18 protein-coding genes and 1 pseudogene are annotated in these 22335 nt (G+C 71.4%); 6 read left to right on the top strand and 13 right to left on the bottom strand.

Annotated features, from left to right (window positions below; genetic code table 11):
- Window positions 1–68: 68 nt before the first annotated feature.
- The 4 genes from ACFVV1_RS16115 to ACFVV1_RS16100 form a co-directional block, all read right to left on the bottom strand.
- Window positions 69–1340, bottom strand: coding sequence for a bifunctional RNase H/acid phosphatase (locus ACFVV1_RS16115; protein ID WP_389989826.1), 1272 nt, complete (start codon window positions 1338–1340; stop codon window positions 69–71).
- Window positions 1340–2083, bottom strand: a complete 744-nt coding sequence (locus ACFVV1_RS16110) for a zinc ribbon domain-containing protein (protein ID WP_389989922.1) — start codon at window positions 2081–2083, stop codon at window positions 1340–1342. Before ACFVV1_RS16110 ends, ACFVV1_RS16115 begins: the two co-directional genes overlap by 1 nt.
- Window positions 2080–2922 (bottom strand): Nif3-like dinuclear metal center hexameric protein, encoded by an 843-nt coding sequence (locus tag ACFVV1_RS16105; protein ID WP_389989825.1) that lies wholly within the window; start codon window positions 2920–2922, stop codon window positions 2080–2082. Before ACFVV1_RS16105 ends, ACFVV1_RS16110 begins: the two co-directional genes overlap by 4 nt.
- Window positions 2923–3007: 85 nt before the next feature.
- Entirely contained in the window at window positions 3008–4045 is a 1038-nt protein-coding gene (locus ACFVV1_RS16100) for an ABC transporter substrate-binding protein (protein ID WP_389989824.1), read from the bottom strand.
- A gap of 199 nt (window positions 4046–4244) precedes the next feature.
- Between ACFVV1_RS16100 and ACFVV1_RS16095 the strand changes: the two genes are divergently transcribed.
- A complete protein-coding gene (locus tag ACFVV1_RS16095; RefSeq protein WP_389989823.1) occupies window positions 4245–5507 on the top strand; it encodes a hypothetical protein in 1263 nt (420 codons plus the stop codon).
- Window positions 5508–5881: 374 nt separating this feature from the next.
- Here the strand turns inward: ACFVV1_RS16095 and ACFVV1_RS16090 are convergent, their stop codons facing one another.
- From ACFVV1_RS16090 to ACFVV1_RS16080, 3 genes are all read right to left on the bottom strand, one after another.
- Window positions 5882–6835, bottom strand: a complete 954-nt coding sequence (locus tag ACFVV1_RS16090; protein WP_389989822.1) for a 3-oxoacyl-ACP reductase — start codon at window positions 6833–6835, stop codon at window positions 5882–5884.
- Between the two features lie 61 nt (window positions 6836–6896).
- On the bottom strand, window positions 6897–7973 hold the full coding sequence (locus ACFVV1_RS16085) for a Zn-dependent alcohol dehydrogenase (RefSeq protein ID WP_389989821.1): 1077 nt from the start codon (window positions 7971–7973) through the stop codon (window positions 6897–6899).
- Window positions 7974–8016: 43 nt separating this feature from the next.
- Entirely contained in the window at window positions 8017–8895 is an 879-nt protein-coding gene (locus tag ACFVV1_RS16080; protein WP_389989820.1) for a MaoC/PaaZ C-terminal domain-containing protein, read from the bottom strand.
- A 276-nt stretch (window positions 8896–9171) separates the two neighbouring features.
- Here ACFVV1_RS16080 and ACFVV1_RS16075 point away from each other — a divergent pair, with 276 nt between their 5' ends.
- The 3 genes from ACFVV1_RS16075 (at window position 9172) to ACFVV1_RS16065 (ending at window position 12211) form a co-directional block, all read left to right on the top strand.
- Window positions 9172–10170 (top strand): ABC transporter ATP-binding protein, encoded by a 999-nt coding sequence (locus tag ACFVV1_RS16075; RefSeq protein ID WP_389989819.1) that lies wholly within the window; start codon window positions 9172–9174, stop codon window positions 10168–10170.
- Window positions 10170–10892 (top strand): ABC transporter permease, encoded by a 723-nt coding sequence (locus ACFVV1_RS16070; protein ID WP_389989818.1) that lies wholly within the window; start codon window positions 10170–10172, stop codon window positions 10890–10892. Before ACFVV1_RS16075 ends, ACFVV1_RS16070 begins: the two co-directional genes overlap by 1 nt.
- Window positions 10893–10975: 83 nt before the next feature.
- Entirely contained in the window at window positions 10976–12211 is a 1236-nt protein-coding gene (locus ACFVV1_RS16065; protein WP_389989921.1) for a sensor histidine kinase, read from the top strand.
- Window positions 12212–12315: 104 nt separating this feature from the next.
- On the opposite strand, the pseudogene ACFVV1_RS16060 reads toward ACFVV1_RS16065, so the two are convergent.
- Window positions 12316–12587: pseudogene (locus tag ACFVV1_RS16060) on the bottom strand (zinc ribbon domain-containing protein); the annotation flags it as partial.
- A gap of 212 nt (window positions 12588–12799) precedes the next feature.
- Between ACFVV1_RS16060 and ACFVV1_RS16055 the strand changes: the two are divergent.
- Entirely contained in the window at window positions 12800–13438 is a 639-nt protein-coding gene (locus tag ACFVV1_RS16055; RefSeq protein WP_389989817.1) for a response regulator, read from the top strand.
- Window positions 13439–13499: 61 nt separating this feature from the next.
- Here the strand turns inward: ACFVV1_RS16055 and ACFVV1_RS16050 are convergent, their stop codons facing one another.
- The 3 genes from ACFVV1_RS16050 to ACFVV1_RS16040 form a co-directional block, all read right to left on the bottom strand.
- A complete protein-coding gene (locus tag ACFVV1_RS16050; protein ID WP_389989816.1) occupies window positions 13500–14930 on the bottom strand; it encodes an MFS transporter in 1431 nt (476 codons plus the stop codon).
- A gap of 90 nt (window positions 14931–15020) precedes the next feature.
- Complete coding sequence (locus ACFVV1_RS16045) at window positions 15021–16217, bottom strand: lipid-transfer protein (RefSeq protein ID WP_389989920.1); 1197 nt, start codon at window positions 16215–16217, stop codon at window positions 15021–15023.
- Between the two features lie 107 nt (window positions 16218–16324).
- Window positions 16325–18613 (bottom strand): acyl-CoA dehydrogenase, encoded by a 2289-nt coding sequence (locus ACFVV1_RS16040; protein WP_389989815.1) that lies wholly within the window; start codon window positions 18611–18613, stop codon window positions 16325–16327.
- Window positions 18614–18872: 259 nt separating this feature from the next.
- Between ACFVV1_RS16040 and ACFVV1_RS16035 the strand changes: the two genes are divergently transcribed.
- On the top strand, window positions 18873–20669 hold the full coding sequence (locus ACFVV1_RS16035; RefSeq protein ID WP_389989814.1) for an MFS transporter: 1797 nt from the start codon (window positions 18873–18875) through the stop codon (window positions 20667–20669).
- Here the strand turns inward: ACFVV1_RS16035 and pepE are convergent.
- Together pepE and ACFVV1_RS16025 are read right to left on the bottom strand one after the other, a co-directional pair.
- Window positions 20632–21360: a dipeptidase PepE gene (pepE, locus tag ACFVV1_RS16030; RefSeq protein ID WP_389989919.1), complete on the bottom strand. Its 729-nt coding sequence runs from the start codon at window positions 21358–21360 to the stop codon at window positions 20632–20634. The two genes, ACFVV1_RS16035 and pepE, sit on opposite strands and share 38 nt — an antisense overlap.
- 29 nt (window positions 21361–21389) lie before the next feature.
- Window positions 21390–22220 carry an IclR family transcriptional regulator gene (locus tag ACFVV1_RS16025; protein WP_389989813.1) on the bottom strand — a complete coding sequence of 277 codons (831 nt, stop codon included), beginning with the start codon at window positions 22218–22220 and terminating at the stop codon, window positions 21390–21392.
- Between the last annotated feature and the right edge of the window lie 115 nt (window positions 22221–22335).

Here is a 22335-nt window from a genome sequence, read left to right as displayed (position 1 = left end):
GGGCCCAGGCATGACGAGCTGTCCGTCAACTGCCGGACGCGGCGGTTCCGGGCCCCCGGTGTCGCCCCCTACCTCAGATGCGACGTGTCATTCAGCAGCCTGAGTGACACGTTCCCGTCCGAGTAGTACGCGACCGCGGACACCGAGGCCGCCGAGAGTTCCATCCGGAACATGGCTTCCGGCGGGGCGCCGAGCGCCAGCCGGACCAGGGTCTTGATCGGCGTCACATGGGTGACCAGGAGAACCGTGCGGCCCGCGTAGCGGGCGGTGAGGCGGTCGCGGGTGGCCGCGACGCGGCGGGCGACCTCGGCGAAGCTCTCGCCGCCGCCGGTGGGGGCCGCCTTCGCCGAGGCGAGCCAGGCGTCCAGGTCGGGGCCGTAACGCTCGCGCACCTCGGCGAACGTCAGCCCCTCCCAGGCGCCGAAGTCCGTCTCGCGCAGGCCGTCCTCGATCCGGACCTCCAGACCCAGCCGGGCCGCCACCGCGGCCGCCGTTTCGCGGCAACGGCGCAGCGGGGAGCTGACGATCTCCTCGATCGTGCCACGGGCGGCCAGCGACCGGGCGATGCGTTCGGCCTGGTCACGGCCGGTCGCCGAGAGTTCGGGGTCGCTGCCGCCACTGCCCGAGAAACGCTTCTCGGGGGTGAGGGCCGTCTCGCCGTGCCGGAGCAGTACGAAGGTGGCGGGCGCCCCGAGATCGGGCGCCGCGGCCCAGCCCACCTGGGGCGCGGCCGTGGATGCCGTGCCCGTACCCGCTCCCGGGCGGGCGGACATCGCCGCGCGGGCCTTCGCCGCGCCCGCCGCCGCGTCACCGGGCGGGCCGGACACCGGCGGCAGGACGGCGGTCGTCGAGGGACGGGGGGTGTCGAGGGCGGCCGTCGACGACGACGGCTCCCACTGCCTGCCGCGCTTGCCCGCGTCCATCGCCTCGTTGGCGAGCCGGTCCGCGTGCTTGTTCTGCTCGCGCGGGATCCACTCGTACGTGACGACGGAGGCCGGCAGGATCCTGGCGGCCTCCGCCGCGAGCGGCTTCATGTCGGGGTGCTTGATCTTCCAGCGGCCCGACATCTGTTCCACGACCAGCTTGGAGTCCATCCGGACCCGCACCCGGAGCGCGCCGTCCGCCGAGGCGTCCGGCAGCAGCGCCTTCGCCGCCTTCAGGCCGGCGATGAGGCCCTTGTACTCGGCGACGTTGTTCGTCGCGACGCCGATGTACTCGGCGGCCTCGGCAAGGGTCTCCCCCGTCACCGGGTCGATGACGACCGCACCGTAACCGGCGGGCCCGGGGTTGCCCCGGGAACCGCCGTCGGCCTCGATGACGAGCTGGCGCGGCTGGGTCATTACAGGCCCGACTCCGCCGTACGGACCAGGATGCGGCGGCAGTTCTCGCAGCGCAGGACGGTGTCCGGGGAGGCCGCCTTCACATCGTTGACCTCGGTGATGTTCAGTTCGAGACGGCAGCCCTCGCAGCGGCGCTGGTAGAGGCGGGCCGCACCGACCCCGCCCTGCTGGACGCGGAGCTTGTCGTACAGCTTCAGCAGGTCCGCGGGGACGGAACCGGCGACGAGCTCGCGCTCCCTGGTGACGGTCGCGGCCTCCTCGTCGAGCTCCTTGGTCGCGGCGTCGCGACGGGCGATCGCGTCGTCGGCCTTGGCCTGGACCGCGGAGACCCGGTCGGACAGCTCGGTGACGCGTTCCTGAGCGGACTCGCGGCGCTCCATCACTTCGAGGACGACGTCCTCCAGGTCGCCCTGGCGCTTGGCCAGCGAGGCGATCTCGCGCTGGAGGCTCTCCAGGTCCTTCGGCGAGGTGACCGCACCCGAGTCGAGGCGCTGCTGGTCACGGGCGGCGCGCTGGCGCACCTGGTCGACGTCCTGCTCCGCCTTGGTCTGCTCGCGGGCGGTGTCGCTCTCCTCCGTCTGCGAGGCGACCAGCAGGTCGCGCAGCTGCGCGAGGTCGCTGGTGAGCGAGTCGATCTCGGCGTGCTCGGGCAGCGACTTGCGGCGGTGCGCAAGCTGCGACAGACGAACGTCGAGAGCCTGGACATCGAGGAGTCGGATCTGGTCGGCGTGCGCGGCGTTCAGTTGGGGGCTCCAGAAGAGTGGTGGGTGGTGGTGGTCCAGGGGTCGGTGACCTGCTTCGAGACATGAACCCGCAGGCCCCATCCGTGGCGGTCGGAAATCGCGTCGAGCTGCGCTGCGGCCTGTTCGCACCAGGGCCACTCGGTGGCCCAGTGCGCGGCGTCGATCAGGCCCAGCGGGGAGTGCTGGATGGCTTCGGAGGCCGGGTGGTGGCGCAGGTCGGCGGTGAGGAAGGCGTCGACGCCCGCGGCGCGCACCGCGTCGAAGAGGCTGTCGCCGGAGCCGCCGCTGACCGCGACGGTGCGCACCGTCGCCGCGGGGTCGCCCGCGAGCCGGATGCCCTGCGCGGTGGCGGGCAGCCGGGCGGCGGCGCGGGCGGCGAAGTCGGCCAGGTTCTCGGGATGGTCGAGCGCACAGATCCGGCCGAGGCCGCGACGGCCCTTGGGGTCGGTGGGATCCGGGACGAGGGGCCCCTCGACGCGTAGGTCGAGCGCACCGGCGAGGGCGTCGGAGACGCCCGGGTCGGCGGTGTCGGCGTTGGTGTGGGCGACGTGCAGCGCGACGTCGTGCCTGATGAGGGTGTGCACGACCCGGCCCTTGAAGGTGTCGGCCGCGACCGTCGTCGTACCCCGCAGATAGAGCGGGTGGTGGGTGACGACCAGCTGGGCGCCGAGTCCGAGCGCCTCGTCGACGATCTCGTGGACGGGGTCGACGGCGAAGAGGACCCGGTCGACGTGCGAGGCGGGGTCTCCGCAGACGGTACCGACCGCGTCCCAGCCCTCGGCCCGCTCGGGCGGCCAGAGAGCGTCGAGCTCGGAGAGGACTTCGGACAGACGGGGCACAAGGAAAAGGCTACCTGCCCTTCGTGCCCCGTCGCCCATGGCTTCCGCGACCCGTAGGGACGAGCCACGGCGTGCGAATGAATCGTTACTTCACGAGGTCGGCGCGGAGGTCGTCGAGGACCAGATTCGCGGCCGTGACACCGAGGCCGAGGTACCAGGTCTCGTCGGAGACGTCCTTGGCCCGGCCGTCCTTGACCGCCTTGAGGTTCTTCCACAGCGGGTTGGACTGGGTGGTGTCGCGCTTGGTGGCCTTCACGTCGCCGTAGACGCCGGTGAAGATCCAGTCGGCGTCGGCCTCGTCGATCTTCTCCGGGCTGATCTCCGCGGCGAGGTCGTCGATCTGCTGGTTCTTGGGCCGCGGCAGGCCGACGTCCTCAAGGATGGTGCCGATGAAGGACGCCTTGGCGTAGAGGCGGATCCGGTCCGGGAGGTAGCGGACCATGGAGATGGTCGGCTTGTCCGGGCCGATGTCCTCGCCGAGCTTCTTCGCCTTCACCTCGTAGGCGTCCAGCTCGCTCTTCGCCTTGGCGGTCTTGTCCAGCGCCGCCGCGTTGAGGAGGTAGTTCTCCTTCCAGGTGAAGCCCGGGCGGATGGAGAACACGGTCGGCGCGATCTTGGAGAGGGCGTCGTACTTGTCGGCGGCGCGGAGCTGGCTGCCGAGGATCAGGTCGGGCTTCAGGCCGGCGATGGCTTCGAGATTGAGGTTGTTGATCGTGCCGACGTTCTTGGGGTTGCCCGCGTCCTTCTTCAGGTACGAGGGGATGGCCGCGTCGCCCTCGGAGGGGGCGTAGCCGACCGGCTTCACACCCAGCGAGACGACGTTGTCGAACTCGCCGACGTCCAGCACGACGACGCGCTCGGGGGCGGACTTGATCTCCGTCTTGCCCATGGCGTGGGTGAGGGTACGGGGGAACTGGCCGGCCTCGGCGTCCGTCCCGTACGCCGCCGTCTTCTTCGCGGCGTCGCCGAAGTCCTTGCCGCCCGTCGCGACGGCCGCCTTCTTGTCGCCGCCGGACTTGGCCGAGCCGCCCGAGCCTGCGTCATCGCTCCCGCAGGCCGAGAGGGAAAGGGCGGCGGCCGCTGCCAGGCCGACTGCGGCGGTACCGCGGCGACGAAGGGACATCACTTGCTCCAGATCGAAGGTCACACCAAGACTGCTTAGGACTGCCTAACCTTACCCATCCGCTTTCATGTCCAGCACAGGCACCCCCTCGATCTCAGGCGAATCCAGGCATCACCATCCTTATGTGTGAAGCGACCGGTCTCGTGTTGTTCGGCAGGAAGTGCGAAAACTAGCTTCGGTTGCCGGAGGTGACCAGTCGATGACTGCCTGCGCTATCGCGAACGAGACCGTGGGGGCGGCCGGGGATGCCGGAGACGCGGTCCTGGGGGGCTACGAGCCGGATGCGCCGGGCGAACCGGGTGCCCCGGACCGGGCGGCCCTCGCCCCGCCCGTCTTCACGATCGCGGCGGACGGTTCGTACGCGGCCCGGCTCGCCCGCCGCGACATCGGCGTGGCGGGCGAGCCGTCGGACGAGGGCGGGCAGGCGTGGTTCGTGGAGCGCTGGACGCTCGACGGGCACGAGCCGTACGCCGTGCCGCTCCCCCTCGACCAGCCGGAGGAGCCGGACTCGGACGTGCTGCCGCTGGCCGACGGACGCGTACTGATCCGGCGCCGGGTCGCGGACCGGCATGCGTTCTCGTTGCTCTATCCGACCGGCCCCGGCACCGGTGAACTGCCGCTCGGCGCCGTCGGATGCGCGGATCTGACCCTGCTGCCGCCGTCGCCGGACGGCCGATGCGCGTACGCCCTGTCGGTCGGTGCGCGCTCCACCGCCGTCTGGCTGGTGGCGGGCGGCGCCTTCGGTCCTGAGCAGGTCGCCGAGGTGCCGGGGCGCTGCTCCGGCGGGGTCTGGCTGGACCGGGCGGGGCGGCTGCTGGCCCTGGACCGGGAGCTGCCGGGTGGGGGGCCGGTCAAGGCGGTCGCCGTGGACCTGGAGCGGGGCGGCGAGGTGACACCGCTGCTGCAGATCGCGCCGGGGAGCGACGACCGGCTGCTGCTCGCCGACGTGGACAGCGGTCTGCTGCTGATCCGCTCGGACGCGCCGGGGCACGACCGGCTCGGGTGGGGGGTGCTGGGCAGCTGTCTGCCGGTGCGTTTCCCGGAGTGTCTGCGCCCGGCGGATGTCGCGGTGACGCCGTTCGCCGTACAGCCGGGGCAGATGCTGATGCCGGAGAGCTGTGCGGTGGCCCTGCGGATCGACGGGGCGGCGGGCAGCTGGCTCGGGGTGTGGCGGCCGGCGGGGCGCCGCTTGTATCAACTCGCCGCCCCCGAGGGGTGGCAGGCCGGTCGCGGGGTGTGGACCCGGGACGGCGTACTCAGACTTCCGTACGCCAACGAGAACGTGGCGTGCGGGGTGGCACTGCTGGAGGCACCGGTGGACGGGGAACGCGGTGCGCGGCCGTCGGCGGATCCGGCCGCGGAAAGCGGTATGCAACCGTCCGCTGCCGCTGCGCCTCTTCCGGTGTGCAAGCCGATTCCGCTGGGGCAGGCGCCTCTCATGGGGCGCGTGGTGCCTGGCTAAAATCCTGGGCCTGGGCTGCGCAGCCGTTCTCCGCGGTCGCCGTTGGTGACCGTGCCGTGTTGCGGTGGCGTGATCGGCCCTGGTGACACACACGTAAGCGATCACAACGGGGTGACTTCCCACATGTCTGAAGCCCGAACCGACACGACCCAGACGCGTCCGCCGGGGGCGGACGCGGAACGGGCCGAAGCCGGTGGCTCCGGAAAGCACCGAGGGGGTGTCGCGACGGACGACACGGCAGCACAGCCGCACGGCCGTCACCGACGCCCCCACGAAGGGGACAACCGGGCGGCCTGACCGCGCGGAACATCGACGAGGGACGGGTGGGCCCCGGCAGCCGGTCGGCTGCCGGGGCCCACCCGTGTCCCTTGCGGTCAGCCCCGTTTCAGGCCGAGCACCTCTGCCGCGGCGAACGTCTCGTTCGGCGGGCGGTCCTCGTAGTAAGGGGAGATCAGCTCGTCCAGTTCGTCGAAGGAGAACGTCTCCTTCGACGAGTCGAACTTCGCCGCCACCCTGGGGCGTTCGACGATCGCGACCATCCCGCCGTGCACGACGAGCAGTTGCCCGTTGACCTTGGCGGCCGCCGGGGAGGCCAGGTAGCCGACCAGCGGCGAGACGTGCTCGGGGGCGAGCGCGTCGAGCCGTCCGTCCGCCGGTTCCTGGAAGCCGGCGAAGACGTCCTCGGTCATCCGGGTGCGGGCCCGTGGGCAGATGGCGTTGGCGGTCACGCCGTACTTGGCCAGGGCCAGGGCCGTGGAGGTGGTGAGGCCGACGATGCCGCCCTTGGCCGCCGCGTAGTTCGGCTGGCCCGCCGAGCCGGCCAGGAACGCCTCGGAGGAGGTGTTGACGATCCGGCCGTAGACCGGGCCGCCGGACTCCTTGGAGCGGGCGCGCCAGTGGGACGCGGCGAAGTGGGTGGTGTTGAAGTGGCCCTTGAGGTGGACCTTGATGACGGAGTCCCATTCGTCCTCGGTCATCGAGAACACCATCCGGTCGCGCAGGATGCCCGCGTTGTTGACCAGGATGTCGAGCTTTCCGTACGTGTCGACGGCCAGCTGCACCAGGCCGCGGGCCTGCTCGTGGTCGGAGACGTCGCCGAGGTGCGCGACCGCCCGGCCGCCCGCCGCCCGGATCTCCGCGGCGACCTCCTCGGCGGGGGTCGCGGACGCCTCGCCGGAGCCGTCGCGGCCCGGCTGCCCGTAGTCGTTGACGACGACGGACGCGCCGAGCCCCGCCAGTTCCAGCGCTTCGGCGCGTCCGAGGCCGCGGCCCGCGCCCGTGACGATCGCGGACATGCCGTCCAGGGGACGCGACAGGGGAAGTGACATCGGAATCTCGGAGCCTCTCAGGAGGGATCACAGGAGGGATCAGGGGGCACGGGTGAGGCCGTCAGAGTTCGATGCAGGTGCGCAGCGACTCGCCGGTCCTCATCTGGTCGAGGGCGTCGTTGATGCCGTCGAGCCGCACCCGGTGGGTGATCATCGATTCGAGGTCGATGCGGCCGGCCCGCCAGAGCGCGATGGCCCGTTCGTACGAGCGGAGCACGTCCCCTCCCCCGTACATGGAGGGCAGGATCCGCTTCTCGTCGAAGAACAGCTCGAACATGTTGACCTGGAAGTTGTCGTCCATGGCGCCCGCGCCGACGACGCAGAGGGTGCCGCCGCGCCGGGTGTTCTCGTACGCCGTGCGGGCGGTGGCCGACTTGCCGACGACCTCGAAGACGTAGTCGAAGCCCTCGCCCGCGGTGATCCGCTGCTTGGCGTCGGCGAGTTCATCGGGCGAGACCGCCTCCGTCGCACCGAACCGCAGGGCCGCCTCGCGCCGGGACGCGACCGGGTCCACGGCCACGATCTGCGCGGCGCCCTGCACCCTGGCGCCCTGGATGGTGGAAATGCCGACCCCGCCGCAGCCGATCACGGCGACCGACGAACCGGCCTCCACCTGCGCGGTGTTGATGGCCGCGCCGAGCCCGGTGGTCACCCCGCAGCCGATCAGCGCGGCGATCTCGAACGGCACGTCGTCGGGGATCGGCACGGCGCAGCCCGCGCCGACGACGACCTCCTCGGTGAAGGTGCCGGTGCCCGCGAAGCCGAAGACATCGCCGCCGGGGCGCTTGAAGTTGGGCGTGCCCGCGTTCATGAAACCGGCCAGGCAGAGCTGGGTCTGGCCGCGTTTGCAGGACGGACACGCCCCGCACGCGGGCAGCCAGCAGACCAGCACCCGGTCCCCCGGGCTCAGCCCGGTGACGCCGTCGCCGACGTCCAGGACCTCGCCCGCGCCCTCGTGCCCCGGGATGAACGGGGCGGGCTGCGGCAGCACGCCGCTCATCGCGGAGACGTCGGAGTGACACAGTCCGGTGGCCCGGATGCGGAGCCTGGCCTTGCCGGGGCCGAAGCCCACCGCCTCGACGTCGTCGAGGACTTCCAGTTTGTCCTGACCGATCTCGTGCAGTACGGCTGCGCGCATGGTGCGGCTCCCCTCATGGGCCTGTGGACCTCTTGGAGTTGGTTCAGGAGTGTTCGACGAAGGTGTCACCGAGGACCATGGCGTTGTCCCGTTCCACGGCTCTCACCTCGACCCGTACCTCGTTCCCGCCGGTCCACATCTCGATGCGGAGGGTCTCGCCGGGGAAGACGACCCCGGTGAACCGGGTGCGGTAGGAGCGGATACGGGTCACATCGCCACCGAGCACCGTGTCGGTGACGGCCTTGAGTGTCATGCCGTAGGTGCACAGCCCGTGCAGGATCGGCCGGTCGAAGCCGGCGAGCCCGGCGAACTCGGGGTCGGCGTGGAGCGGGTTCCAGTCCCCGGAGAGGCGGTACAGCAGCGCCTGGTCCGGGCGGATCGGACGCTCCACGATGTGGTTGGGCGCGACGGCGGGATGGACCATCCGCTCGGACGGGCCGCGTTCACCCCCGAAACCGCCCTCGCCCCGGACGAAGATCTGGGCGTCGCTGGTCCACAGCGGGCCCTCGTCGTCGGCGGCGTCGGTACGCAGCACCAGTACGGCCGCCTTGCCCTTGTCGTACACCGCGGCGACCTTCGAGGTCTGTACGGCGCTGCCCTTCACGGGGATCGGCCGGTGCACCCGTACGCTCTGCGCGCCGTGCAGGACGTCGGCGAGGTCGACGTCGATGCCCGGCGAGGAGAGGCCGCCGACGGCACCCACGCCCGCACCCGCACCCGCGACGGTGGCGAAGGAGGGCAGCACCTGGAGCCGGGACTCCAGGGTGTAGCGCAGCTCTCCGGGGTCGGTGGCCGGGTCGGCCCGGTCCGGATCGGCGCCCGCGCCGATCCCCAGGTGGTAGAGCTGGACGTCCTTGTGGTCCCAGCTGATCCGGGTGGACCGGGGTTCGGCGGCGACAGCCTTTTCGGCATCAATGGGCATGGGGAAGCTGCTCCTTGATGGTGGGAAGACCTCGGCGCGGCCGTCCGCACCGTCGGCCGCACCGAGGTCGTGCGGGACCGGCCGCCACGCCCGTTCTAGAACGCGTTCTAGCCGATGACCCCATGTATAACGCAGCACCCAGCCGTTGTGAAGACCGTTGCTGACGTGGCGTCAGATCAGGTGTTGGGTCGGACCCCCGGCCATGACATATGTCATGGCGAAGTCCGTACACACGCCTCTGCCGGGGTGCCGGGCACCCTCCGTAGCGTCGTGGTCATGAAGCAGACAACGGGGAGTCCGGACGCGGTGGTCCTCACCGCGGTGGTCAAGACCTTCGGCAGGGCGGGGCGGACCGTACGGGCCGTGGACGGGATCGATCTGTCCATCGGCCGCGGCGAGACCGTGGCCCTGCTCGGCCGCAACGGCGCGGGCAAGTCCACGGCCATCGGCCTTCTGCTGGGGCTGAACGAGCCGGACTCCGGCCGTGTGCGGGTGCTGGGCCGGACCGCTGGGCAGGCGGTCCGGGCCGGTCTGGTCGGCGCGATGCTCCAGGACGGGCGGCCCATCCAGCGGGTGACCGTCCGCGAGCTGATCGCCTTCGTCGCCTCGACCTACCCGCGGCCGATGCCGGTGGCCGAGGCGCTCTCCCTGGCGGGCGTCTCCGCGTACGCGAACCGGCGCATCGACAAGCTCTCCGGCGGCCAGACCCAGCGCGTCCGCTTCGCCGTCGCGCTGGCAGGCAACCCGGAGCTGATCGTCCTGGACGAGCCGACCGCCGCTCTGGACGTGGAGGCGCGCCGGACGTTCTGGGACTCGATGCGGGCCTACGCCCGGCGCGGCAACACCGTCCTCTTCTCCACCCACTACCTGGAGGAGGCCGACGAGAACGCCGACCGGATCGTCGTCGTCGACCGGGGGCGGGTCGTCGCGGACGGCAGCGGCGACACGATCAGGGGCTCGGCCGGCAGCAGTCTCGTCTCCTTCGACCTGGCGGGCCGGCCGGCCGGGGGCCTGGAGCTGCTGCCCGGGGTCGTGACCGTCGAGGTGTCCGGGGACCGGGCGCTGCTGCACACGGACGACTCGGACGCCACCGTCATGGAGCTGGCCCGGCTGGGCGCGATCCGTGACCTCCAGGTCTCCCGGGCCACGCTGGAGGACGCGTTCCTCTCCCTGACCTCACCGGCCACCGCAGTACCCGTAACCGAGTCCGAGTCCGAGTACGAGTCCGGCTCCGGTTCCGAATCCGAGTCCGAATCCGAAGAGGAGACCGTGTGATGTACCGCTACATCGTGCTCGAAATCCGCCGGACCCTGCGCGACGGTTTCTTCCTGATCTTCGGGACCGGGATGCCGGTGATGATGTACCTGCTCTTCACCAACATCGGCGGGGGCGACGGCGTCGACGGCTGGAAGACCGCCTCGATGGTCGGCATGGCCGCGTACGGGGCACTGGGCTCCGCCATGTCGATCGGTACGGGGGTCGCCTCCGACAAGACGCTCGGCTGGCTCCAGCAGCTGCGGGTCACCCCGCTCGCGCCTTCACAGGCGGTCGTGGGGCGGGCCATCAGCGGTTCGGTGACCGTCCTGCCGACGATCCTGACGGTGCTGCTGGCCGGTGGACTGCTCAACGGGGTACGGCTGGACGCCTGGCAGTGGATCGCGCTGGCGCTGCTGCTGTGGATCGGCGCGCTGCCGTTCACGCTGCTCGGCCTCGGCAACGGCTACCGGCTCACCCCGCAGGGCACCGGGGTGGTCAACGTGGCCTGCCTGATGGGCTTCGCGATCGTCGGCGGGCTGTGGTTCCCGCTGGAGCTGCTGCCCGAATGGCTGCGCTCCATCGGCAGGTTCACCCCCGCCAACCGGTTCGCGGACCTGGGCTGGGCGACCACCGACGGGCACGCGCCCGGCACCGGAACGATCGCGGTTCTCTGCGCATGGCTCCTGCTGTTCGGTACGTACGCCGTGATCTCGTACCGTCGGTCCGCGAAGACCGTCTGACAGGAGAGGACCGTGTGCCAGGAGTGGGCTGGGTGACAGGAAGGGACTGTGCGACAGGAGAGGGCTGTGTGACAGAAGTGGACATGCCCAGGAAGCGGACGGACCCGGGGACGGGTGCCCGCGCGGGTAGGTGGCGGGACCGGCGCAGGTGTCGCCGCGACCAGCGCCCGGGACCGCCCGGACCGTACACCCTGCTGCCCTGGCTGCTGATGGGCATGGGCGCCTTCTCCAACCTCTTCCAGGGAGAGGCCGCCAACCCCTGGCTCGGCGGCCTCGGGCTGCTCACCTTCAACTCCCTCTACATCTCCGTGGTGTTCCGCGGCTTCGACAAGAAGAAGCGCGAAAGCCCGGTCACGTACTGGCTGCTCGCCGCAACGGCCACCGTGACGTTCGCGCTGGCGATCGGCTACGGCGGCAGTTGGCTGCTGTTCTTCCCGCTGCTCTCGCTGGCCTGCGGCACCGTCCTGCGCCACCGGCAGCTCGCCGCCGGTCTGCTCTCGCTGGCCGTGGTCGCCACCCTCGTCGCGGTGTGGCGCGGCAACGGCGGCTCGGACCCGTGGACCATCGGCTACGGCACGTTCATCTCGGGTGCGGTGACGGCCGCGATCCTCACCCTCGCGGAGACCGTGATGGAACTGCGGACCACCCGGCAGGAGTTGGCCCGTACCGCCGTCGAGAAGGAGCGGCTGCGGTTCTCCCGGGATCTGCACGACCTGCTGGGCCACACCCTCTCCGTGATCGTGGTCAAGTCGGAGGCCGCGCGCCGGCTCGCGCCGCGCGACATGGACGCGGCGCTCACCCAGGTCGCCGACATCGAGTCCGTCGGCCGCCAGGCCCTCACCGAGATCCGGGAGGCCGTCACCGGCTACCGGGAGGGGAGCCTCGCGACCGAACTGGACCGGGCCCGGTCCGCGCTGACCGCCGCCGGGATCGAGCCGGTGCTCCGCCGCTCGGGACCGCCGCTCGCCCCGCAGACGGAGGCGCTGCTGGGCTGGGTGGTGCGGGAGGCCGTCACCAACGTCGTACGCCACTCCCACGCCACCACCTGCTCGTTCGTGGTCGACGGCAACGCCGAACGGGTCCGGCTGACGGTCACGGACGACGGCCACGGCCCCGACCCCGACGCACCGGCCACGCCCGGCATCGGCGGCACCGGACTGACCGGCCTCACCGAGCGCCTCGCCGCGACGGGCGGCTCGCTGCGGGCGGGCCCGGGGCCGCAGGGCGGCTTCGTCCTCACGGCGGAACTCCCGGCGGACGGGCCGGACGAGGCCGCTTCCGGCGATGCCACGGACCTGTCTCTCCGGCGAGAATGGTGAACCGGACCTGGAACACCGTGCGGCGCAGTCCGTTCGTGTGCTTCTCCCCAAGAAGACACGCCTCTTCACCTCTTGACGCTCTCCCTCCTGAAGGAGGGAGATTCTTACGGCTCGCGCCGTGAGACTTCCTGTTTCATCGCCGGAAGCGGCCTCGTCCGGCCCGTCCGCCGGGAGTTCTCCGTTGAGGTCTTGCACCAGCTCCACAGGCCGACACCGCCCGTCCGGCGGCCAGCAGGTTGCGTGCGGCGTTCACGTCCCGGTCGTGGGTCGTACCGCAGGCACACGTCCAGGTACGGACGTGCAGCGGCATCTTGTCCTGCAAGGTGCCGCAGACAAAGCACAGCTTGGAGGAGGGGAAGAAACGGTCGACCGCGATCCGTCCTTGATCACGGAGGAGGAGCGGATGGCCGTGGACGGCAGTGATCCGCACTGCTCCTGCGTGGTGGACCTCATGTACTGGTGAGAGAAGTCCGAAGAGCAGCTGGTACGGATCACGCGGGCGGCGGCAGGACGAGTCGCCGTCGGGTGGCCCGGCTGCCGGGACGTGGCGGACGCTCGCGCGGGTGCCCGGTCTGAGACGCTGACCGTATGACAGACATGCCCGGCGGGCGGCCCTCGAAGTGTGTACGTGTCCTCCTCGCCGAGGACCAGGGCATGATGCGCGGTGCGCTGGCCCTGCTGCTCGGTCTGGAGCCGGACATCGAGGTCGTCGCGCAGGTGGCCGCCGGGGACGAGATCGTGAACGCCGCCCTGCTGTCCCGCCCCGATGTGGCACTGCTGGACATCGAACTCCCGGGCCGCAGCGGTCTGGACGCCGCCGCCGAACTGCGCGAGGAGGTGCCGGACTGCCGGGTGCTGATCCTCACCACGTTCGGCCGGCCCGGCTATCTGCGCCGGGCCATGGAGGCCGGGGCCGCGGGGTTCCTGGTCAAGGACGGTCCCGTCGAGGAACTCGCCACCGCGATCCGCCGGGTGCTCAGGGGCGAGACGGTGATCGACCCGGTGCTGGCCGCCGCAGCGCTCAGCGCCGGGCCGAGTCCGCTGACCGCGCGGGAACGGGACGCGCTGAACGCCTCCGTGGACGGGGCGACGGTCGCCGACATCGCGGCGAAGCTGCATCTGTCCGAGTCGACGGTGCGGAACTATCTGTCGTCGGCCATCGGGAAGACGGGCACCCGCAACCGCATGGAGGCGGTCCGGGCGGCGCGGCAGCAGGGGTGGCTCTGAGGGCGGCTCCCTCACCGGCCGACGCTGCGCGCGTACCGGCCCCTGACCGGCCCCATACCCCTCAGCGCTGAACCGACCGGTGGCGCGGCAGCCACAGCGCCATCAGCAGCAGTCCGCCCAGCAGTACCGTGCCGGCCGTCCGGAACGCCAGCGCGTACCCGACCGTGAGCTCCTCCGGTCCGGTGCCGCCCGCAGTGCGTGCCGCCGCGACGGTGGAGAGCGCGGCCAGACCGAGCGCACCGCCCATCGTGCGGGAGGTATTGACGAGGCCGGAGACCAGACCGGCTTCGCCGGGGGCCGCGCCGGTGATGGCCAGCGAGGCGAGCGGAGTCGCCGCCAGACCCGTACCGGCCATCATCAGGACGCCGGGCAGGCAGACCGAAGTGAGATACGAACCGTCGGCGCCCATCGTGGACTGCCAGCCGAAGCCCGCGGCGGCGATCACCGTACCGATGAGGGCCAGGTTCTTCGCGCCGGTCACGGACATCACGCGGGGCGCACACTTCGAGCCGAGGACGACGGCCAACGACGTGGGCATCAGGGCGAGTCCGGCCTCCAGCGGGGTGTAGCCCAGCACGCTCTGGGCGTACACGGTCATGAAATACCACATCGAGAACGTCGCCGAACCGATCAAGAACATCGCCGCGTTGGCCGACGTCACCGCCCGCGACCCGAGCACCCTGAGCGGCATCAGCGGCTCCGCCGTCCGGGCCTCCACCGCCACGAAGACGCCCAGCAGGGCCACCCCGCCGAGCAGCGGCACCAGGGTCGCCGCCGCGGTCCAGCCCGACTCCTCGGTCTGCACGATGCCGTACGCGACGGACGCGAGGCCCGCCGTGACGAGGACCGCGCCGACGAAGTCGATCCGCCGCCGGTCGCCCGCCCGGCCCTCGGCGAGCCAGACCGCCGCGCCGGTCAGGACGAGCACACCGACCGGCACATTGATCAGCAGGACCCAGCGCCAGGACAGCAGATCGGTGAGCGCCCCGCCGATCAGCCCGCCGGCCGCTCCGCCGCCCGCGCCGACGGCCATCCAGGTGCCGATCGCCTTCGTCCTGGCCGGGCCCTCGGGAACGGCGGTGGTGAGAAGGGTGAGGGTGGCGGGGGCGAGCACGGCGGCACCGAGCCCCTGCGCGGCGCGGGCGGCCAGCAACTGCCAGCCCTCCTGGGCGAGGCCGCCGGCCAGGGAGGCCGCGGTGAACAGGCCGAGGCCTATGAGGAACATCCGCTTGCGGCCGTAGATGTCGGCGGCACGCCCGCCGAGCAGCATGAATCCGGCGAACGCGATCGAGTAGGCGTTGAGTACCCATTGCAGTCCGGCCGCGGTCATCCCGAGGTCGGAACGCATGGACGGCAGGGCGACATTGACGACGGATACATCGAGCACGACGAGGAACTGTCCGACACAGGCGGCGAGCACCGCCGCCCAGGTGCGGGTCCTGTGCCGTTGTTGCAGGGGTACGGGCGTCGTCAGGTCAACCATGACCGTCATACTCGCAGCCGCCCTGCGCCCCGTACATCGGTATTCGGGCCGACCCGGGCCCGGTCCGGCGACGTAGCACGACGCGCGTCGAGCTCCCCGCTAACGCCGCAGCAACGTCACCACCGCCGCCCCGCCGAGCCCGATGTTGTGCGCGAGGCCGACCCGGGCGTCCTTCACCTGCCGGCCCTGCGCCTGGCCCCTGAGCTGCCAGGTCAGTTCCGCGGCCTGGGCGATTCCGGTGGCGCCGAGCGGGTGTCCCTTGGAGATCAGCCCGCCGGACGGGTTGACCACCCACCGGCCGCCGTACGTGGTGGCCCCCGACTCGACGAGCTTGCCGGACTCCCCCTCGCCGCACAGGCCGAGCGCCTCGTAGGTGAGGAGTTCGTTGATGGAGAAGCAGTCGTGCAGCTCGATGACGTCGAGGTCGGCGGCCGACAGCCCCGAGGCCTCGTACACCTGCCGGGCGGCGGCGCGTGACATCGGCTGTCCCACGGCGTCGACGCAGGCACCGGAGGCGAAGGAGTCGCCGGTGTCGGTGGTCATGGCCTGGGCGACGATCTCGACGGCCCGGTCGCCCAGACCATGCTCCTCGACGAAGCGTTCCGATACGACGACGGCGGCGGCCGCCCCGTCGGAGGTGGGTGAGCACTGGAGTTTGGTCAGCGGGCGGTGGATGGTCTTCGCGGCGAGGATCTCCTCGACCGTGTACGGGTCCTGGAACTGGGCGTACGGGTTGTTCACCGAGTGCCGGTGGTTCTTGGCGCCGACCGCGGCGAGCTGCGCCTCGGTCGTCCCGTAGCGTTCCATGTGCTCGCGGGCCGCGTTGCCGAATATCTGGGCGGTGGGCGGGCTCATCTCGAAACCGTGGGCGGCGGCCATGATCCCGTAGTGCCGGGCCACCGGCGATGTCCTGAAGTCCGACGCACCGCCGTCGGCACCACCGCCGCCGAGCGCGCCGCGCGTCATCTTCTCGAAGCCGAGCGCGAGGACGCAGTCGCTGCCGCCGCCCTCGACGAACTGCCGGGCCGTCATCAGCGCGGTGGAGCCGGTGGCGCAGTTGTTGTTGACGTTGTAGACGGGCACTCCGGTCAGTCCGAGTTCGTACACGGCACGCTGGCCGGCGGTGGATGCCTGGAAGCAGTAGCCGACGACGGCCTGCTGGATCTGCTCGTACGCGAGGGAGGCATCGGCGAGCGCCGCCGTCCCGGCCTCCTTCGCCATGTCCCAGTACTGCCAGTCGCGGGTCTCGGGCTTCTCGAACTTCGTCATTCCGACACCGACGATGTACGCCTTCATGAGCTTCATCGGTTTCATCGTCTTCGTCGGCTTCGTTGGCTTCGTCGGCTTCGTTGGCTTCGTCGGCCTCACAGACTTCATGGGCTTCATGGGCAAGTCCCTTCCGTTCAATCGCGCGGGAGACCGAGGATGCGCTCGGCGACGACATTGAGCTGAACCTGGGTGGTGCCGCCCGCGATGGTCAGACAGCGGGACATCAGGAAGCCGTGCAGGGCCCGCTCCCCCGCCCCTTCGCCGACCGCGCCGGCCGGGCCGAGGAGTTCGAGGGTCAGTTCGGCGACCTTCTGCTGGTGGATGGTCTGGACGAGCTTGCGTACGGAGGCTCCCGCGCCCGGTTCGAGTCCCGAGACCTGTTGCAGGGTGGTCCGCAGTCCGATGCAGGCGAGAGCGTGGGCCTCGGCCGCGAGTGCTCCGATCCGGGCCCGGTACGTGCCGTCGAGTTCGCCGGAGCGTGCGATCAGGGCCTCCAGGCCGGTGTCGAAGGTCATCTGGTCGGCCATGTGGACGCGTTCGTTGCCGAGAGTGTTGCGGGCGACCCGCCAGCCGTCGTCGATCTCGCCGACGACGGCGTCGGCGGGCAGCAGGACGTCGTCGAAGTACACCTCGTTGAAGAGGGAGTCGCCGGTGATCTCCTTCAGCGGGCGGATGTCGATGCCCTCGGTGTTCTTCATGTCGACGAGGAAGTAGCCGATCCCCCGGTGCTTGGGGGCGTCCGGGTCGGTCCTGGCCAGCAGGATTCCGTGGTCGGCCCACTGGGCGGCACTCGTCCACACCTTCTGTCCGTTGATCCGCCAGCCTTCGTCGGTCCGCTCCGCCCTCGTCCGGAGCGAGGCGAGGTCGGAGCCCGCGCCGGGCTCGGAGAACAGCTGGCACCAGAGGAGCTCGCCGCGCAGGGTGGGCAGCAGATAGCGGTCCTGCTGCGCTGCCGTGCCGTGGGCGATGAGCGAGGGGACGACCCAGGTGGCGATCCCGAGATCGCTCAGCTTTATACCCTGTTCCTTCAACTCCTGTTGTACGGCGAGTTGTTGAACAGGTCCGGCGCCCAGTCCGTAGGGGGCGGGGAGGTACGGCGCGGCGTAGCCGGTCGGCGCGAGCGCGCGGCGGGCGGCCTTCGGGCCGAGGCCGCGGGCGACGGCTACGGCCTCGCGCGCCTCGGCCCGGTACGCCGCGGCCCCGGCGGGAAGTTCGAGGGCGAGTTCGCGGCGCGCGCCGCCCTCGGCCAGCCGGACCGCCCGCAGCCGGTGGGCGTCACCGGCCCCCAGCAACTGCCGGGCCACCAGGGCCCGGCGCAGATACAGGTGGGCGTCGTGCTCCCAGGTGAAGCCGATGCCGCCGAGGATCTGGATGCAGTCCTTGGCGCAGCCGTACGCGGCGTCGAGGGCGTCCGCCGCGGCGAGGGCGGCGACCATGGAGCGTACGTCCGGGGCCTCCTCCCCTTCGGCGGCGCGGGCCGCGTCCCACACCAGCGCGCGGGCCCGCTCGACCCGTACGAGCATGTCGGCGCAGAGGTGCTTGATGCCCTGGAACTGCCCGATGGGGCGGCCGAACTGCTCGCGGACCTTGGCGTGTTCGGCTGCGGTGTGCAGCGCCTTGGCCGCGGTTCCGCACGCCTCGGCGGAGAAGAGGACGGCGGCGAGGTCGCGGACGCGCGCGGTGTCGGTCCGTACGACGCGTTCCGCGGGGACGAGTACGCCCTCGGCGCGGATCTCGGCCGTGGGGCGGGTCGGGTCGGCGCTGCGGTGCGGGCGGGCGGTCAGCCCTTCGGCGTCGGCGTCGACGGCGAACCAGAGGGTGCCGGTGGCCGATTCGGCGGAGAGCAGGAGGAGGTCGGCGCCGGCGCCGGAGAGGACGGGCGGGGCGGTGCCGTCGAGCAGATGGCCGTCGCCGTGCTCGACGGCGGTGAGGGTGCCGGGGCCGAGCGCGACGGCGCCGATGCGTGCGCCGGCGGCGAGGCCGCGAACCAGATCACGCACCGGTTCACGTACCGGTTCGCCTGCCGGTTCACGTACCGGTTCGCTTGCCGGTTCACGTACCGGTTCGCTTGCCGGTTCGCCTGCCGGTTCTCTCGTCGGTTCGCCCGCGCCCGCCGCGTGCAGTACGGCGGAGGCGAGGACGCTCGCGAGATACGGGCCGGGAAGCGCGGCCCGGCCCGCCTCCTCCAGGACCACGGCCAGATCGAGGAGTTGGCCGCCCCCGCCCCCGTACTCCTCGGGCAGATGGATGGCGAGGAGACCCTGTTCGGCGAGCCCGTCCCAGTACCCGGGGCGCACGCCGGGGGTCCCGGGGGCGTCCGTGTCGAGGAGCTTGCGTATCTCCTCCGGCGGTACGGCGCGCGCCAGCCACCCCCGTACGGCCTGCGCCAACTCCCTCTGCTCTTCGGTGATTCCGATGCCCATGCGGATCCTCGCCGGTCGCAGCCACTGGAACGGCGCAAGAGTAGAACACGTTCCATTCTGACGGAAGGTCAGATAGCGGTCGGATCGCCACTCGCTCCGGGCCGAGTGCGCGGTTGTGCCCCCGTTCGTACCTCGTTCACCGGAATACCTCGGACATGCGAAAGGTTTCACCGTGCACGCACTTGGCGGTCGGTGCTGCCCGCCGCCTCATCCGCACGCCCTTTCAGACCCTCGATCACGCCGCCCGGAGGCCACACGTATGCCACAGACGACGAACGGACAGCACGCCGGGGAACTCCCCGATCCGCGGCCGCGCAAGGCGGGCGGCGGGGTCGTCCCCGTGCTCGCCTTCGCGGGCATCACCGTCGCGGTGATGCAGACCCTGCTCGTCCCCGTCATCAAGGATCTGCCCGCCCTTCTGCGCACCGATCCGTCCAACGCCACCTGGGTGATGACCGCGACCCTGCTGGCGGGGGCCGTCGCGACACCGATCATGGGGCGGCTCGGCGATCTCTACGGCAAGCGGAAGATGCTGCTCGCCAGTCTCGCCGTGATGGTGATCGGTTCACTGATATGCGCGTTCACCGACGATCTCGTCGTCATGATCGTGGGGCGCGCGCTCCAGGGCTTCGCCATGGGCGCCATCCCGCTGGGCATCGGCATCATGCGTGACGAGCTGCCGCGCGAGAAGCTCGGCTCGGCGATGGCGCTGATGAGTTCGTCGATCGGGGTGGGCGGCGGACTCGCGCTGCCCGCCGCCGCGCTGGTCGCCCAGCACTCCGACTGGCACACCCTGTTCTTCGGCGCGGCCGGTCTCGGTGTGCTGTCGATGGCGCTCACCGTCCTCGTCGTCCCCGAGACCACACTGCGCGCCCCCGGCCGTTTCGACCTCACCGGCGCACTCGGGCTCTCGCTCGGGCTGGTCTGTCTGCTGCTGCCCATCACCAAGGGCAGTGACTGGGGCTGGACCTCGGGAACCACGCTCGGTCTGATCGCCGCCGCCCTGGTGATTCTCGTCCTCTGGGGCCTCTTCGAGCTGCGCAGCCCGGCGCCGCTGGTCGATCTGCGGACCACCGCCCGGCGCGTGGTGCTGCTCACCAACCTCGCCTCGATCATGGTCGGGGTCGCGTTCTACGCCGTCTCGCTGGTCCTGCCGCAGCTGCTCCAGCTGCCGGCGTCGACGGGGTACGGACTCGGCCGGTCGATGGTGGTCGCGGGGCTGTGCGTGGCGCCGCTCGGTCTGACGATGATGTTCGTCGCCCCGCTGTACGCCCGGCTGTCCGCCCGCCGGGGCCCCAAGGTGTCGCTGATGCTCGGCATGCTGATCATGGCGATCGGTTACGGGGCGGGGCTCGGGCTGATGAGTGCCGCCTGGCAGACCGTGGTGATCGCGGTGGTGCTCGGGGCCGGTATCGGACTCGCGTACTCCTCGCTGCCCGCGCTGATCACCGGGGCCGTCGATCCGTCCGAGACCGGTGCGGCCAACGGCCTGAACACCCTGATGCGGTCGATCGGTACGTCGGTGTCGAGCGCCGTGATCGGCATGGTGCTGGCGAACACCTCGGTGCGGACGGGCGGGGTGCCGCTGCCGTCGATGGAGGGGTTCCGCATCTCGTTCGGGATCGCGACGGGCGCGGTGGTGGTCGGGCTGGTGCTGGCCGCGTTCCTGCCGTCGCAGCGCGAGGCGATGCGCCCGGCGCTGCTGGCGAGCAGCGAGGACGACGCGTCGGCCCCCGCACTCTCCCCGTCCCGCCCCGTCACCGGTTCGGGCGGCTTCCGCGGCCGGGTGCTGGACGCGGACGGTACGCCGGTGGCCCGCGCCAACGTCACGCTGATCGACCGCCGGGGCCGGCAGGCCGGGCTCACCGTGGCGGACGAGGACGGCCACTACATGCTGGCCGCCCCGTCCGGCGGCGCCTACGTGCTGGCCGGATCGGCCGCCGGATACGCGCCGCGCGCCTACCCCGCGGCCTACCCCGGCAGCGGGCTGCCGGTCGACGCCGATCTGGTGCTGGCGGTCAGCGCACCGGAGCGTCGAACCGCGGTGTCGTCGTGAGCAGATGAGAGACGTCCGACCCGGCCGGCAGCTCCTGCGGCCGCGCGCCGCGGGTGAACAGCCGGGCGGGGCGGGCGCCCTGCACCCGGGCCTGGCGGCCGTTGACCCGCAGCCATGACCCTTCGCGCAGGCCGAGGACCGGCACGTCGTTCTCCTCCAGGAACTCGGTGAGCCGCTCCTCGCGGGTCTCGCCCTTGTGGGTGCTCTCCGGGTCCGGGTCCAGATAGTGCGGGTTGATCTGGAACGGGACGAGGCCGAGCGTCTCGAAGGACGGCGGCTGCACGATGGGCATGTCGTTGGTGGTACGGAGGGTGGGCGCAGCCATGTTCGTACCGGCGCTGGCTCCCATGTACGGAAGTCCGCCCCGCACCGCTTCGGTCACGGCGTCCCGCAGACCGGTCCGGTACAGGGCGCTCAGCAGCCGGAAGGAGTTGCCGCCGCCGATGAACACGGCTTCGGACGCGGCGAGTTCGGCGACCGGGTCGGCGTTCTCGTGGACCCCGCGGACGGTGATGCCGGACGGCGCGAGGGCATCGCGGACGCGTGCGGTGTACGCGGTGTAGTCGGCGAGCGCGTACGGCACGAAGGCCAGCCGGGCACCGGCGGGCAGGAACGCGGTGACGGTGTCGAGGGCGTGTTCCAGATAACCGCGGCCGTACTGGGTGGAGTTGGAGAGCAGCAGCAGATTCACGGGGTTCCTCTTGGTTCTGTTCTGGATCATCAGGTGGTGGTGCGGGAGCGGCGGGCGCGCGGCTTCGGGCGCTGCGGAGGCTGGGTGAGACGCTTCTCCAGCAGCTGGGCCGCGTGGCGCAGGGCGTCGAGCCGGTCCTCCGGAGCTCCGCGGAAGAGCTCTTCGGCCCCGCCGAGGCTGAGGCTCCCGTACGGTTCGCGCCCGAGGAAGACCGGTACGGCGACGGTCGCGATGCCGGTGTCGTACTCGCCGACCGTCCAGGCGTATCCCTGGGCGCGGACCTTGAGGAACTCCTCCTCCAGCCGGTCCGGGTCGGTGACGGTCCGGTCGGTGAAGCGGGCCATCGGGCGGCCCCGGAAGAGCCGGTGGCGCTGCTCGTCGGGCAGATACGCGTAGTACGACTTACTCGTCGCCCCGGCGTGCGCCGGGTAGAGCTCGCCGACCAGGGGGTAGTAGCGCAGCGGCCCGGCCTCCCCCTCCTCCGCGGCGACGCACCGCATGTGGAAGCTGTCCGGCAGACAGAACAGGACGGTGTCGCCGGTGACCCGGCGCAGCTCCTCCAGCACCGGCCCGGCCAGCAGCTCCAGCGATCCGGAACGCTCCCAGAGCCTGCCCAGGCGCAGCACGGCGGGGCCGATGCGGTAGCGGCGGGTGGCCGGGTCGGAGACCAGGAAGCCGCGCCCGGCCAGGGTGGCGAGCAGCCGCTGGGCCACCGAGGTGTCCCAGCCGAACTCCTCGGCGACCTCGGTGACGCCCCAGTCGGGCCGGGTCCGCTCGAAGGCGAGCAGCACGAGGAGCGCCCGGTCGACGGTTTGCAGGGCGCCGGCGGGGGTGCGCCGGTCCAGATCGAAGTCCGCCATCGTCATCTCACCATTCAGACCTGAATTGCAAATAACGGGAAACAGTTGCGTTCAACGCTATCGGATCCCGAATGTTGCCTCAGCACCCCGCCCCGCGCTTCCCCCCTCGAGCGCC

Origin of the sequence: Streptomyces sp. NPDC058092 (assembly GCF_042884935.1) — a bacterium.
Lineage (GTDB): Bacteria > Actinomycetota > Actinomycetes > Streptomycetales > Streptomycetaceae > Streptomyces.
The sequence above is the reverse complement of the archived record's forward strand: the minus strand, read 5'-3'. Positions and strand labels throughout refer to the sequence as shown.

Excerpts from the sequence above, each read along its gene's own strand:
- ACFVV1_RS16045 (WP_389989920.1), bottom strand. The coding sequence starts at position 16,217 with ATGAAGGCGTACATCGTCGGTGTCGGAATGACGAAGTTCGAGAAGCCC.
- ACFVV1_RS16075 (WP_389989819.1), top strand. The coding sequence starts at position 9,172 with ATGAAGCAGACAACGGGGAGTCCGGACGCGGTGGTCCTCACCGCGGTG.
- ACFVV1_RS16090 (WP_389989822.1), bottom strand. The coding sequence starts at position 6,835 with ATGTCACTTCCCCTGTCGCGTCCCCTGGACGGCATGTCCGCGATCGTC.
- ACFVV1_RS16085 (WP_389989821.1), bottom strand. The coding sequence starts at position 7,973 with ATGCGCGCAGCCGTACTGCACGAGATCGGTCAGGACAAACTGGAAGTC.
- ACFVV1_RS16095 (WP_389989823.1), top strand. The coding sequence starts at position 4,245 with ATGACTGCCTGCGCTATCGCGAACGAGACCGTGGGGGCGGCCGGGGAT.
- ACFVV1_RS16035 (WP_389989814.1), top strand. The coding sequence starts at position 18,873 with ATGCCACAGACGACGAACGGACAGCACGCCGGGGAACTCCCCGATCCG.
- ACFVV1_RS16055 (WP_389989817.1), top strand. The coding sequence starts at position 12,800 with ATGACAGACATGCCCGGCGGGCGGCCCTCGAAGTGTGTACGTGTCCTC.
- ACFVV1_RS16040 (WP_389989815.1), bottom strand. The coding sequence starts at position 18,613 with ATGGGCATCGGAATCACCGAAGAGCAGAGGGAGTTGGCGCAGGCCGTA.
- ACFVV1_RS16050 (WP_389989816.1), bottom strand. The coding sequence starts at position 14,930 with ATGACGGTCATGGTTGACCTGACGACGCCCGTACCCCTGCAACAACGG.
- ACFVV1_RS16115 (WP_389989826.1), bottom strand. The coding sequence starts at position 1,340 with ATGACCCAGCCGCGCCAGCTCGTCATCGAGGCCGACGGCGGTTCCCGG.
- ACFVV1_RS16065 (WP_389989921.1), top strand. The coding sequence starts at position 10,976 with ATGCCCAGGAAGCGGACGGACCCGGGGACGGGTGCCCGCGCGGGTAGG.
- ACFVV1_RS16080 (WP_389989820.1), bottom strand. The coding sequence starts at position 8,895 with ATGCCCATTGATGCCGAAAAGGCTGTCGCCGCCGAACCCCGGTCCACC.
- ACFVV1_RS16025 (WP_389989813.1), bottom strand. The coding sequence starts at position 22,220 with ATGGCGGACTTCGATCTGGACCGGCGCACCCCCGCCGGCGCCCTGCAA.
- ACFVV1_RS16100 (WP_389989824.1), bottom strand. The coding sequence starts at position 4,045 with ATGTCCCTTCGTCGCCGCGGTACCGCCGCAGTCGGCCTGGCAGCGGCC.
- ACFVV1_RS16070 (WP_389989818.1), top strand. The coding sequence starts at position 10,170 with ATGTACCGCTACATCGTGCTCGAAATCCGCCGGACCCTGCGCGACGGT.